Source organism: Halorubrum sp. Boch-26 (assembly GCF_029889805.1).
Classification (GTDB): Archaea; Halobacteriota; Halobacteria; order Halobacteriales; family Haloferacaceae; genus Halorubrum.
The window spans coordinates 18,797-30,708 of record NZ_JARANT010000026.1; the positions used below are offsets into that span (position 1 = coordinate 18,797).

The window sequence follows — 11,912 nt, forward strand, 5'->3', positions numbered from 1 at the left end:
CGAGACACCGCCTCAGGCAGGTAGTGGCGATTCGCGCGGAACCCCACGGATAGAGGCCGGTTCGGACGCTGAGCGTATCCCCTACGTCGGTCGGCGACGAACGCATCCAGAGCCCTAACCGCGGGACTCGACGGCCTCGCTGCGGTCCCCGTCGCTCACTCCGCTCGCTCCCGCGGTCCGGTCGCCGCCCGGCTTCGTCCCCGCGGCTGTTGCCTCGGGTTCCGCCCGACGGCGCCGCATGACGACCTCACCCCGCTCCCGGCGCCTCGCTGCTCACGCCCGGCGGGCGACGCGGTGGGACGCGCCGACCGCGCAGTTCGGTTATAACCGCTCGCGGAGCGTCTCGGCCGTCGCCTCGCCGATGCCGTCGACGTCGGTGAGGTCTTCGCTGGAGGCGTCGCGGACGCTCTCGACCGAGCCGAACCGACGGAGGAGACGGCGGCGGGTCTCCGGGCCGACGCCGGGCACGTCGTCGAGGACTGTCTTGACCTCGTCGCGGACGGTCTGGTGGTAGGAGACGGCGAAGCGGTGCGCCTCGTCGCGCACCCTCTGGAGCAGGTGGAGCTCGGGGGCGTCGTCGTCCCACCGGCGGGTGCCGGACGGGGTGACGACCAGCTCCTCGGCCTTCGCCAAGGCGACGACGGGCACGTCCCAACCGGTCTCCGCGAGCGCGTCGCGGGCGGCGCCGAGTTGGCCCTCGCCCCCGTCGATGAGCAGCAGGTCGGCGTCGGGCCGGTCGTCGCGGCCCTCGACCGCGCGCTCGGCGCGCCACCGAACCAGCTCGCGCATGTTCGCGTAGTCGTCGTTGCGGTCGGTGAGCTTCTTCCGGCGGTAGTCGGCCGTCTCCGCGCTCCCGTCGACGAAGCAGACGTCGGCGCCGACCACCGCGGTGCCCTGCGCGTGGCTCACGTCGAACCCCTCGATCCGGGCGGGGCGGTCGATCCCGAGCCGCTCGCCGAGCGCGCCGACCGGGTCGTCGCGGCCGCCGCGCTTCCGGGCGTTCTTGAGGGCGAGTTCGACCAGCTTCGCCTCGCGACCCGCGCCGGGCACTCGCACCGCGACGCCCTCCGCCTCCAGCCAGTCGACCACGTCCGGGTCCGACGGGCGCTCCGCCAAGAGGACCGCGTCCGGGAACTCCCGCTCCGCGTAGTACTGCGTGAGGAACGCGGACAGCACCGCCGCGGGGGTGTTGGCGTCGGGGTCGGCGGGGTCGGCGGAGTCGGCGCCGCTCGCCTCTCCGCCCACCACCTCGTCGTCGTCGCCCATCGCCGCCGCGTCCAATCGATGGCGGCTCCGGTCGACCAGCTGGCCGCGCTCGCTGTGGAGCCGGGCCACGCGGGCGACGTCGCCCTCGACCGCGGCCGCGAGCACGTCGACGGTGCGGTCGTCGGACCGGTCGCTGACGGCCTCGCCGCCCTCGCCGTGGAACGCCTCGACGGCCTCGAGCCGGTCTCGGAGGTTGGCTGCGCGCTCGAACTCCGCGCCCCCGGCGGCCGCCTCCATCCGCCGGCGCAGGGGATCGGCGAGGACGCCCGTCTCGCCCTCCAGAAAGCGATGGACCGCGGCCACGTCCTCGGCGTAGCGCTCGGGGTCGACCTCGCCGGTGCAGGGGGCCGAGCAGATCCCCATCTCGTAGTCGAGACAGGGGCGGTCGCGGTTCGCGTACTTGTGGTCCGAGCAGCCGCGGAGCCGGTACTCGTCGCGGATCGCCTTCACCACGGTTTCGACGCGGCCCTTGTCCGTGAACGGCCCGTACGCGACCGCGCCCTCCTCCGGGTCACGGGTGACCTCGATCCGGGGGACGGGGTGGTCGGTCAAGGCGATCAGCGGGTACGACTTGTCGTCTTTCAGCCGGACGTTGAACCGCGGCTGGAGCCGCTTGATGAGGTTGGCCTCCAGCAGCAGCGCCTGCGTCTCGGTGTCGGTGACCGCGAACTCGATCCGGTCGGCGCGCGCGACCATGCCCCGGATGCGCCCCGATCGGGGGTCCGCGTACGACCGGACTCGACCCCGGAGATCGACCGCCTTGCCCACGTACAGCGTCGTCTCCCCCGCCCGGAACTGGTAGACGCCGGGCTCGGTCGGGAGGTCCGCGACCCGCTCGCGCACGGCGTCGGCGTCCATCGGACTCGGGTAGCCGCCGGACGCGTTTGAACGCTGCGGGCGGGGATGGCGGCAGGTATCCCGTCGTTCGCGGGGTCTTTGATTATCAACCGTGAATAACAGAGGGGACAGTTTATTGCGGTGGTCGGGAGAAGGCGACATAGATATGACGGGAGTTCGAGGGCTACTCCGGCGCGTGTTCGGACGGGATCGGAACTCGCGGTCGGTCCCTGACGGCGGCGTCGTCGTCGACGATCCAGCCGGCGATGAGGGGCCGACCGGGGCCGGACAGCCCGACGAGACGGGGGAGTTCGACGGAGAGGGGGACGGGATCACGGAGGGGCTGGGCGTCGATCGCGCCGGGACGCTCGCCGCCGCCGGCTTCGAGCAGGTGTTCGACGCCACCGGCGTCCCGACGTTCATCCTCGACGGCGAGGGGAGGATCGCCGAGTGGAACGAGTCCATCGCGTCGCTTACCGGGAGCGAGCGCGAGGACGCCGTCGGCCACGACCACGTTTCCGAGCTGTTCTACCCCGACGGACGGCGGGCCGACACGCTCGCCGACAAGGTGCTCGACGCCCCGAAGACAGCCGACGAGGTGTACGGAGTCGACCGCTGCGACTCGGCGCAGACCCGCTACCGCGACACCAGCACAATGGTGGACCGCCACGGCGACGAGAAGCACATCGAGTTCACGGCGACACCGCTGTACGACGGCGACGAACTCGTCGGCGTCACCGAGGTCGTCATCGACCGAACGGAGAACGTCAACCAGCGGAATGCGACCGAGACGCTGGTGACGGAGGTCCGCGAGACGGCCGAGGAGATCGGCGAGGGGAACCTCGACGCCCGCGTCGCCCGGCACGAGGAGTGCGAGATCCTCGACGAGGAGCTGCTGGCCGTCATCGGCGTCGTCAACGGGATGGCCGAGAACCTGCGGGACCTCTCCGAGAGCGTCCACGAGCAGGCGCAGCAGATCGACCGGACGGTCCAAGAGGCGAGCGGGGCCGCCGCCGACATCGCCGAGAACGTCGACGAGCAGAACGAGCTGTTAGAGGAGAGCGTCTCCGAGATGCAGTCCTTCTCGGCCGGCATGGAGGAGGTCGCCGCCACGGCCGACCAGGTCGACTCCGCCGCGGTCGCGGCCAGCGAGGCCGCCGACGAGGGGCTCGACGCCAGCGAGGACGCCCGCGAGGCGACCGAAGACGTCGTCTCGATCGGCGACGAGCTCGTCGAGAGCGTCGGGGCGCTCTCGGAGCGCATGGACGACATCGAGGAGGTCATCGAAGTGATCTCGGACGTGGCCGAGCAGACGAACCTGCTCGCGCTCAACGCCAACATCGAGGCCGCACGCGCCGGCGAGGGCGGAGACGGCTTCGCGGTCGTGGCCGAGGAGGTGAAGAAGCTCGCCGACGAGACCCGCGGCTACACCGAAGACATCACGGAGAGCCTCGACCAGCTTCAGGCGCAGTCCGACGAGACGAGCACGGCGGTCGAGCGCTCGCACGATCGCATCGAAGACGCCGGCACCGAGATCGAGACGGTGCTCGACTCCCTCGAAAACATCGCAGACGCGGTCGACGAGGCCGCCGCGGGCGTCGCCGAGGTCGCCCGGACCACGGACGACCAGGCCGCGACGGTCGAGGAGCTCACCTCGTCGCTGGAGTCGGTGCGAGAGCGGTCGGACCGCACCGAGGACGCGACCGACCGTATCGTCGACGCCACCGACGATCAGGAGATCGCCGTCGACGAGCTGATAACGCGCGTCGAGCGGCTGGACACCCGGCAGTAGCGGGAGTCCATCGATTGGAGGTCGGTCGGGGGGCGAGCGGTCCCCGATCGGCGGCCCCACGCCTCGCGATTTCTCCCCGCCGCCGAACGTTTAACCCCACCGAGACCCTGTTTCTCGTATGTCAGTCACGCCTCCCGGACCCATCGGCGACCCCCTCTTCGGCAACGGTCGCCAGTTCGCCGACGACCCGTTCTCGTTCATGCGCGCCTGCGCCGACAGCTACGGCGACGTCGTCCGCTTCGACCTCGGCCCGCGGGAGACGTATCTCCTGACGAACCCCGCGGACATCGAGCGCGTCCTCGTCGCCGACGCCGAACAGTACCGGAAGCCGCAGTTCGGCGACGACGCCATGGACACCCTGCTCGGGGACGGCCTCCTCATGAGCGAGGGGGAGACGTGGCAGCGCCAGCGGAAGCTGGCGAACCCCTCGTTCCATAACCGGCGGATCGGGGCCCTCGACGAGACGATGGTCGGCCACACCGAGTCGCAGCTCGCGGACTGGAACGACGGCGACGTGGTCGACATCCAGCTGGAGGTCGCCCGCCTCACCGTCAAGATCATCGTCTCGGCGATGTTCGGCGCCGACATCACCGACGAGGAGGTGAAGACGGTCCAAGAGAAGCTGGAGCCGCTCGGCGCGCGGTTCGAGCCCGACCCGCGCCGCTTCCTGATCCCGAACTGGGTACCGACCCGCGAGAACCGCGAGTTCGACGCCGCCATCGACACCCTCGAATCAGTGATCGACGGGATCGTCGACCGACGCCGCGGGACCGAGCGCGACCCGAGCGTCGACCCGGCCGGCCCCGAGGGCGTCGCGGTGCGCGGCCCCGCCGGGGACGGCGACGGCGACCTGCCGATGGACCTGCTCTCCGTGCTGTTGCGCGCCCGCGACCGAGACGAGCAGACGGACGAGAACCTCCGCGACGAGCTGGTGACGATGCTGTTGGCCGGCCACGACACCACCGCGCTCGCGTTGACGTACACCTTCTACCTGCTCTCGAACCACCCCGAGGCGCGGGAGCGCGTGGCGAGCGAGGCCGAGGCGGCGGTCGACGGCGGTCGCGCGGCGGACGAGTCGACCACCGCCGACGGCGGCCCGTCCGCCAGCGACGTGCGCGACATGGAGTTCACCGAGCGCGTGCTCAACGAGTCGATGCGGCTGTATCCGCCGGTTTACACCCTGTTCCGCGAGCCGAAGCTCGACGTGAAACTGGGCGGGTACCGGATCCCGGAGGGCTCCGCCCTCATGCTCTCTCAGTGGGTGGTCCACCGCTCGCCGCGCTGGTACGACGACCCGGAGACGTTCGACCCGAGCCGGTGGACGCCGGAGCGCCGGAGCCAGCGCCCGCGGTTCGCCTACTTCCCGTTCGGCGGCGGGCCGCGTCACTGCATCGGGAAGGCGTTCTCGCTGCTCGAAGCCAAGCTGATCCTCGCGAAGGTCTGCTCGCAGTACGACCTCGAGTACGAGGGGCCCGACCTCTCGCTGCGCGGGTCGCTGACGATGCACCCGGACCATCCGGTACCGATGCGCATTCGCGAGCGCTAACCGGAATGGCCGACGACGCGACCGAGTCGTACTGTCGCCGCTGCGGCGAACCCCTCTCGCGGGGAGCCATCGCGAGTCACCAGCGCGCCTGCTGTCTCAACGCGACTCCCATCGCCGGCGTCTGCCCGACGCACGGCCCCGTCGGGCCGCACCACGCGGTCGACGAGCCGAGCGAGCGAAACGATTCGGATAGCGAAGACGGCGACTGGGAGTGACCGCCGACGGCGACGTAGTATTTATAAACTGATGGCGGCGGCGCGCGCCTCCGAACGCCCGCAGGGCGTGAGGAGCGCGTGCGAGGGACGCGGCGAACGCGAGCGGCGAAGCCGCGAGGCGTGAGCCGCGAGGCTGGGGAGGTGTGAGGTGCGGTTGCGGTCCCGCGAGTGAAACGAGCGGGAGCACGGAAGTCGCAGCCCGCGCAGCGAACGCAGTGAGCGAGCAGGACCGTCTTCCGGTGGTCGGGGCGGGACTCAAAGGGGCAGCCGGGAGGCGTTCTCCGTCGATCTGTAATCAATCGTTCATAAATGAGCGGCTAGAATTTTGGAGGTGTTCACCGCCGAAACCCCACTATCCGCTTACAACTCGATACTCGCGGCGACTTCGCGGAACTCGGGGTCGTAGAGGTCGAGCGCGTGGACGCGCCAGCGGATCGGGTCGAACTCGGCCGCGACGAGGTCGGCGACGACGCCGGGCTCCGGATTGCCACCGCGTGCCAAGGTAACGTGCGGGACGAACTCGTCGCCCTCGATCCCCTCGATCGCTCCGTAGGCGGCGCACAACCGCTGATGGAGACGGACGAGAACCTCGCTCTCGACGGCGAGGTACAGCACCGGCCGCGAGCCGGACGCGGGCGCGTCGAAGGCGTCGACGCCGGTCACCGCGATGTCGAACGGGTCGGTCCCCGACAGGAGGCGCCGGAGGTCCTCGCGCAGCGCCGCGAGCGCCTCGGGCTTGGGCGGCGTCGGTTCACGGCCGGAGTCAGGGTCCGCGCGGCCGGAGCGAGCGCCGCCGGCGACGCGGTCCGGGACGTCCTCGACCCCGAGACGCTTGCAGACGAGGGTGTGCCGGTCGCGCACGCGGTCGAAGCCCGATAGTTTCGGGTGGAGATCGGCCGCGAGGCGGTCGACCGCGGGCGGGAGCGGGACGTTCAGGCTGAACACGCCTCAGATCCGGTCGGTGAGCCGTAAGGCGATCAGCACGACGATAGCGACGACGATCAGCGGGGAAATGGCGTCTACGATCGCGAACGTGATGTCCAGCACCGCCCCGAGGATCTCCACGAGAAGCCACACGACCGCGAGTCCCAAGATCACCTTCAGGAGGTCGTCGACGTCGACGTCGGCGCGGGTCGCGTCTGTTCGGTCCATGGCGGAGGGGACGGCTCGGACCGGCAAAACCCCACCGACGCGAGGAGCCCCTTGCGCGATCAGGTGCTTCAAAACCCCGCCGCGCCCAACGGGAGCTATGAGCCTCATCGCGTTCGACTTCGACGGTACGCTTTCCGACTCCGAGATGACGGTCCTGCTCGCCGGGCGCGCGGGCGTCGCCGACGAGGTGGCTGCGATTACGGAGCGAGCGATGAACGACGAGCTCAGCTACGCCGAGAGCCTCTACAAGCGGGCGGAGCTGCTCGGCGGGCTCGGCGAGGACGACGTCGCGGCCGCGTTCGACGAGGTGGCGCTCCGGCCGGGCGCGGGGGAGCTGATCGAGCGCCTGCAGGCCGAGGGCCACCACGTCGCCGTGCTCACGGGCGGGTTCGAGCGCGGGGTCGAGCGCGCGCTCGGGAAGCAGGGCGTCGAGGCCGACACGATCGTCGCCAACCGCCTGCCGATGGCCGGCGGGAAACTCACCGGCGACGCCGAGGGGCCGCTCATCGAGGGGACGAAAGACGACGCGCTGGCCGAGCTCGCCGACGACCTCGGTATCCCGATGAGCGAGACGGTCGCGATCGGCGACGGCGCGAACGACCTCCCGATGCTGGAGGTCGCCGGGCTCGCGGTCGGCTTCGTGCCGAAGGACGCGGTCCGACCCGTCTGCGACGCCGTCGTCGCCTCCATGTTCCGCCTCGGGAAGGTGCTGGAGGGCCACGGCGTGCTGTCGGCCGAGGTCTGACCCCATCGATCGCCGGGCGCGACCACACTGTTTGGACGGGCCCTTAATAAGCGGCAGAGCGAACAGAGGCGTATGAACGGCGTTGCCGAGGTGATCAGATGCTTCCGACGCTGACGTATCTCCAGTTCCACCTCGTCTTCAGTCTCCCCGTCGTCGCGGCGCTGTGGTACCTCGCGCCGCGGTACGACGCCGTCCGCCGGCGACGCGCGACTGTCGGGATCGCGATCCTCGTCGCCATCGCGTACGTGTACACGACGCCGTGGATCAGCTACATGATCCGGCGGGGCGCGTGGTCGTACGCCGACGGGGCGGTGCTCGTCCGGGCGCTGTCGATTCCGCTCGGCGAGTACCTCTTTTTCACCATCCAGACCGTCGTCACCGCGTTCGCGCTCCACCTGATCGGGTTCGACCCGACGTTCCGCGAGGGCGACTTCGACAGCGGGCCACGGATCGCCGGCGTCGTCGCCGGCGTCGCGATGGTCGGGGGCGGACTCTGGCTGGTGACGGTCGACCCCTCGTACCTCTACCTCGGCGGGCTGATCGCGTGGGTCGGTCCGGTCGTCGCGCTCCAGTGGGCGGTCGGCGGCGGCTACTTGCTCCGGACGCCGCGGATGTGGATCGCGGCGACGCTGATCCCGGCCGCGTACTTCTGGATCGCCGACCGGATCGCGATCGCGATGGGGACGTGGCGGCTCTCCGCCGAGTTCACAACCGGAATCGCCGTCTTCGGGCTCCCGATCGAGGAGATGCTCTTTTTCGCCTCGGCCGGCGTGATGACCGTGAACGGGCTCGTGCTGTTCGAGTGGGTGCTCGACTGGAACGACCGCCGCGGACGGCCGGCCGGGGCGCCGACCGACTCGTTCGACCCGGAACCGGAGTCGGCCGAGCCGGTCCATGACTGAGACCGCGACGCGGTCGGCGACGCGGCGCGAACCGGCGGGCGAGCGCGACAAGAGGACGCGGACCGCGGTCGACCGGTGGTTTGCGCTGTACCCCGCGCTGGCGCTCGCGGCGCTGCTCCCGGTCGGCGCCGTAACCCCCCTGTTTCCGGTGGAGGTGGGCGTCGCGACGTTCGCGCTGGGGACGCTCGCCGTCGGGATGGCCCACGGCGCGGTCGACCACCTCGTCCCCCTCCGAGCGGCGACGAACGTCTCGCTCCGGCGGTCGATCGCCGTCGTCTCCGTCGTCTACGCGATTCTCGGCGGAGCGGTCGTCGCGGCGTTCTTCCTCGCGCCCGTGGCCGCGTTCGTCGGGTTCATCGCCCTCACGTGGCTCCACTGGGGCCAAGGCGACGTCGCGGCGCTCGTCGTCGCCGGCGTCGATCACCTCCCGACCTCCGCCGAGCGCTGGCTGAGCCTCGTCGTTCGCGGCGGACTCCCGATGGGCGTCCCGCTGCTCGCGCATCCGGGCGAGTACCGCCTCGTCGCCGAGTGGATCGTCGGGCTGTTCGTCGTCGACGCGAACGCCGCCGCGGCCGCGGTCGATCCCGTGTTCGTCCCGGAAACCCGGCTGGCCGTCGGCGCGTTCATGCTCGCCGCGACGGCGCTGTCGGTCGGCCTGGGGTACCGACGCGTTCGCGGGGGCGCCTCGCGGCGCGGGTGGCTCCGCGACGTCGGCGAGGTGTCAGCGCTGTGGGCGTGGTTCCTGCTCGCCGCGCCCGTGTTCGCGGTGGGCGTGTACTTCGCGCTCTGGCACGCGCTCCGGCACGTCGGCCGGCTCGTTCTCGTCGACGATCGAGCCTCTGCGGCGCTCGGTGACGGAGACCTGATCGGTGCCCTCGCGCGGTTCGCGCGCGACGCCGCGCCGCTCACCCTCGGGGGGTTCGTCGTCGTCGGCGCGGTCGGGCTCTCGGTCCCCGCCGGCGTCGCCGCGCCCGGCGACCTGCTCGCCGTGTCGCTCGTCGCCATCGCGGCCATGACGCTCCCGCACGTGGTCGTCGTGGCGTGGCTCGACCGACGACAGGGCGTTTGGCGCCCGGGAGCGGCCGGATAGGCCGCGGCGTTCGGCTCGCGGGGGCCGACCCACCGTGCCGCTCTTATCGGCCGAGAGCGTACCCCGGGGGGATGGACGAGATCGCGATCCGAGACCCGTGCCCGGGCGACGCCGACGAGCTGGAGGCGCTCATCACCGAGCACTTCAGCGAGGGAAGCTCCTACGGCGTCGATCTCGGGATCAGTGACCCGACGCACCACGTGCTGGTCGCGGTGGAGGTCGAAGCCGACGCCGATGCGGGCGACGGAGGAGACAGCGACGTGGGCGACCGAGCCGGCGCCGACGCGGGCGGTGTGACCGGTGGCGACGACCCGATCCTCGGCGTCATGGCGCTCCGCGAGTTCGAGGATCCGAGCGCCGTCGCCGACGAGATGCACTTCTTCGACGACCCCGACCTGATCCCGGCCGCGGAGCGGTACGGCCACCTCGAGATGGGGTACGTCCGAGACGAGGCCACGGGGCGCGGGATCGGAAGTCGGCTCTTGGAGCGGCTGCACGCTATCGGCGCGGAGCGCGGGGTCGACCTGTTCCTCGCGGACTCGTGGTACCACGGCGGCGCCGACTCCCCGGAGAAGCTGTTCGACCGGCACGGCTACGAGACGGTCCACCGCGAGCCGATCGACCGGCCCGCCGCCGAGTGCCCGAAGTGCGAGGTCGAGTGCACCTGCGAGGCGGCGATCGCGGTGCGCCGCGTCGAGGAGGGACCGCAGTGAACCACGACCGCGTCCACGCCCGGGAGCCGTCGCACCACGTCGACCGGTGGTCGGTCGGGGTGATCGAGTCGATCGACGAGCGCGACGGGCACGCCGTCGTGACGGTCCGCCCGGTCGCGTCCGAGGGCGACGAGGGGGGTGGAGACGGCGGCGACGCTCCCGCCGAACTCGTGATCACGCTCGCGGTCAGGGACCTGTTCGTGGGGCGGCTCCCCGTCGAGGACGGCGAGTCCCCGGTCGGCGAGCGCGTGTGGTATCGCAAGCGGGGCGGGTGAGCGCGGGCGAGAGGGAGCGCGACCGCCGGGGCGGCACCGGATCCGTTCGTCCCGTCAGTCCCACCCCGGCGTCCCGGGCGCGCCGGCGTCGTCCTCCAGTTCGCTGACCAGTCGGCCGACGGCGGCCGCGTCGCGGTCGGCGGCTTCCCCGTCGTCGCCCGCGCGGTCGGTCCACTCGCGGATCGCGCGCCCCGCCCACGAGTCGGCCTCGCGGGCGCGCTCGCGAGCCTCGGCCATGCGGTCGCGGTCGACCGACAGCGACCCCGGCCGGGAGCCGACCGCGGCGCCCGCGAACCGGGCGCGGTCGTCGGCGGTGAGCGAGTCGTTCACGATCCGGTCGATGACCCCGTCCAGGGCGTCCGGATCGGGGTAGGCGAAGACCGTCGTTCCGAGCGCCTGCGGGCCGAACGCGGGCGCGGGGAGGTCGTCCGGCGGCTCGTCGTCGAGGAGGCGGTCGCCCCCGCCTGCAGCCTCGACGCGCTCGCACTCGGTCTCGGCGTCGAGTTCGAGGTTGTGCCCCGGGTACGTCGCGCAGGTCCGGGGATACCGCTCCTCCCCGTGGATCCGGCACTGGAGCGTCGCCGGATCGAGGAAGACGCACGTGTCGAGCCAGCGGGGCTCGTCGGTGCCGACCGGCGCGACCGGCTTGGGCGGTTTCCGGAGGCCGATCATGAACACGGGGCGGTCGCCGGCGGCCGCCACCTCGACGCCGTCGACGGAGACGCGCGCGTCGGGCTCGGCGGGCTCGAACAGCCGCGGGACGAGCGCGTCGCCGAGCCCGTCGTCGAGGAAGCCGGCGACCTCGTCGCGGGTGAGCGGCGCGAGGTCGTACACGTCGTCGAGCGGGGGGCGGTCGCCGGCGCGGTCGGAGCCGGCGGCCTCCGGCGAGAGCGGCCGCCAGTCGACGCAGCAGCCGGCGCAGCCCTCACAGCGGAGTTCCATCGGGGATCACCTGTGCGAACGGTTCGCACAGTTAAAAGGTATCGGCGGGGTACGGGTCTGAGTTTATAAACAGACGGCGGTGCGGTGGCGCGCGCCTCCGAGCGCCCACAAGGCGCGAGGAGCGCGTGCGAGGGAGTCGCGAGCGATGTGGGTGACCGAAGGGAGCCCCGAGTGAGCGACGAGGCTGGGGAGGTGTGAGGCTGCTGTGCGGGGTGGGGACTCAAAGGGGCAGCCGCGACGACTCGCGCGGCTTGCTGCGCGCTTCGGTCGCTCGCGTTGCTCGCTCCCTGCAGTGCTTACTGCGCCGTGCTTCGTCCTCGCGGCTGGGGCTTTGGAGAGGTTCACCGTCGATCTGAAGTCAGTCGTTTATAAACGAGCGGCTGGGGCTTTGGAGAGGTTCACCGTCGATCTGAAGGCGGTCGAGTGTGAACGGGGGG

The 11,912-nt window shown here is 71.5% G+C and carries 12 protein-coding genes; 8 read left to right on the forward strand and 4 right to left on the reverse strand.

Going from position 1 to position 11,912, the window contains the following annotated elements; genetic code table 11:
- Positions 1-321: 321 nt before the first annotated feature.
- Complete coding sequence (locus OQF71_RS05760) at positions 322-2,124, reverse strand: excinuclease ABC subunit C (protein ID WP_280586410.1); 1,803 nt, start codon at positions 2,122-2,124, stop codon at positions 322-324.
- Between the two features lie 145 nt (positions 2,125-2,269).
- Here OQF71_RS05760 and OQF71_RS05765 point away from each other — a divergent pair, with 145 nt between their 5' ends.
- The 3 genes from OQF71_RS05765 (at position 2,270) to OQF71_RS05775 (ending at position 5,656) form a co-directional block, all read left to right on the forward strand.
- Positions 2,270-3,895, forward strand: a complete 1,626-nt coding sequence (locus OQF71_RS05765; protein WP_280586412.1) for a methyl-accepting chemotaxis protein — start codon at positions 2,270-2,272, stop codon at positions 3,893-3,895.
- Between the two features lie 118 nt (positions 3,896-4,013).
- Positions 4,014-5,441: a cytochrome P450 gene (locus tag OQF71_RS05770; protein ID WP_280586413.1), complete on the forward strand. Its 1,428-nt coding sequence runs from the start codon at positions 4,014-4,016 to the stop codon at positions 5,439-5,441.
- A gap of 5 nt (positions 5,442-5,446) precedes the next feature.
- A complete protein-coding gene (locus tag OQF71_RS05775) occupies positions 5,447-5,656 on the forward strand; it encodes a hypothetical protein (protein WP_280586414.1) in 210 nt (69 codons plus the stop codon).
- 360 nt (positions 5,657-6,016) lie between these two features.
- Here OQF71_RS05775 and OQF71_RS05780 read toward each other — a convergent pair whose 3' ends face one another.
- Together OQF71_RS05780 and OQF71_RS05785 are read right to left on the reverse strand one after the other, a co-directional pair.
- Complete coding sequence (locus OQF71_RS05780) at positions 6,017-6,601, reverse strand: 2'-5' RNA ligase family protein (protein ID WP_280586415.1); 585 nt, start codon at positions 6,599-6,601, stop codon at positions 6,017-6,019.
- 3 nt (positions 6,602-6,604) lie between these two features.
- Entirely contained in the window at positions 6,605-6,808 is a 204-nt protein-coding gene (locus tag OQF71_RS05785) for a hypothetical protein (protein ID WP_280586417.1), read from the reverse strand.
- Positions 6,809-6,905: 97 nt separating this feature from the next.
- Here OQF71_RS05785 and serB point away from each other — a divergent pair, with 97 nt between their 5' ends.
- The 5 genes from serB to OQF71_RS05810 all read left to right on the forward strand — a co-directional run bounded on the left by serB (position 6,906) and on the right by OQF71_RS05810 (position 10,533).
- The gene (gene serB / locus OQF71_RS05790) at positions 6,906-7,553 is read left to right on the forward strand and encodes a phosphoserine phosphatase SerB (RefSeq protein WP_280586418.1); all 648 of its coding nucleotides are present in this window, start codon (positions 6,906-6,908) and stop codon (positions 7,551-7,553) included.
- Positions 7,554-7,651: 98 nt separating this feature from the next.
- The gene (locus OQF71_RS05795) at positions 7,652-8,455 is read left to right on the forward strand and encodes a lycopene cyclase domain-containing protein (protein WP_280586419.1); all 804 of its coding nucleotides are present in this window, start codon (positions 7,652-7,654) and stop codon (positions 8,453-8,455) included.
- The gene (locus tag OQF71_RS05800) at positions 8,448-9,545 is read left to right on the forward strand and encodes a Brp/Blh family beta-carotene 15,15'-dioxygenase (protein WP_280586420.1); all 1,098 of its coding nucleotides are present in this window, start codon (positions 8,448-8,450) and stop codon (positions 9,543-9,545) included. The genes OQF71_RS05795 and OQF71_RS05800 overlap by 8 nt, the downstream gene beginning before the upstream one ends.
- A 71-nt stretch (positions 9,546-9,616) precedes the next feature.
- Positions 9,617-10,258, forward strand: coding sequence for a GNAT family N-acetyltransferase (locus OQF71_RS05805; protein ID WP_280586421.1), 642 nt, complete (start codon positions 9,617-9,619; stop codon positions 10,256-10,258).
- Entirely contained in the window at positions 10,255-10,533 is a 279-nt protein-coding gene (locus tag OQF71_RS05810; RefSeq protein WP_280586422.1) for a hypothetical protein, read from the forward strand. The genes OQF71_RS05805 and OQF71_RS05810 overlap by 4 nt, the downstream gene beginning before the upstream one ends.
- A gap of 54 nt (positions 10,534-10,587) precedes the next feature.
- On the opposite strand, the gene OQF71_RS05815 is transcribed toward OQF71_RS05810, so the two are convergent.
- The gene (locus tag OQF71_RS05815) at positions 10,588-11,475 is read right to left on the reverse strand and encodes a YkgJ family cysteine cluster protein (protein WP_280586423.1); all 888 of its coding nucleotides are present in this window, start codon (positions 11,473-11,475) and stop codon (positions 10,588-10,590) included.
- Positions 11,476-11,912: the final 437 nt, after the last annotated feature.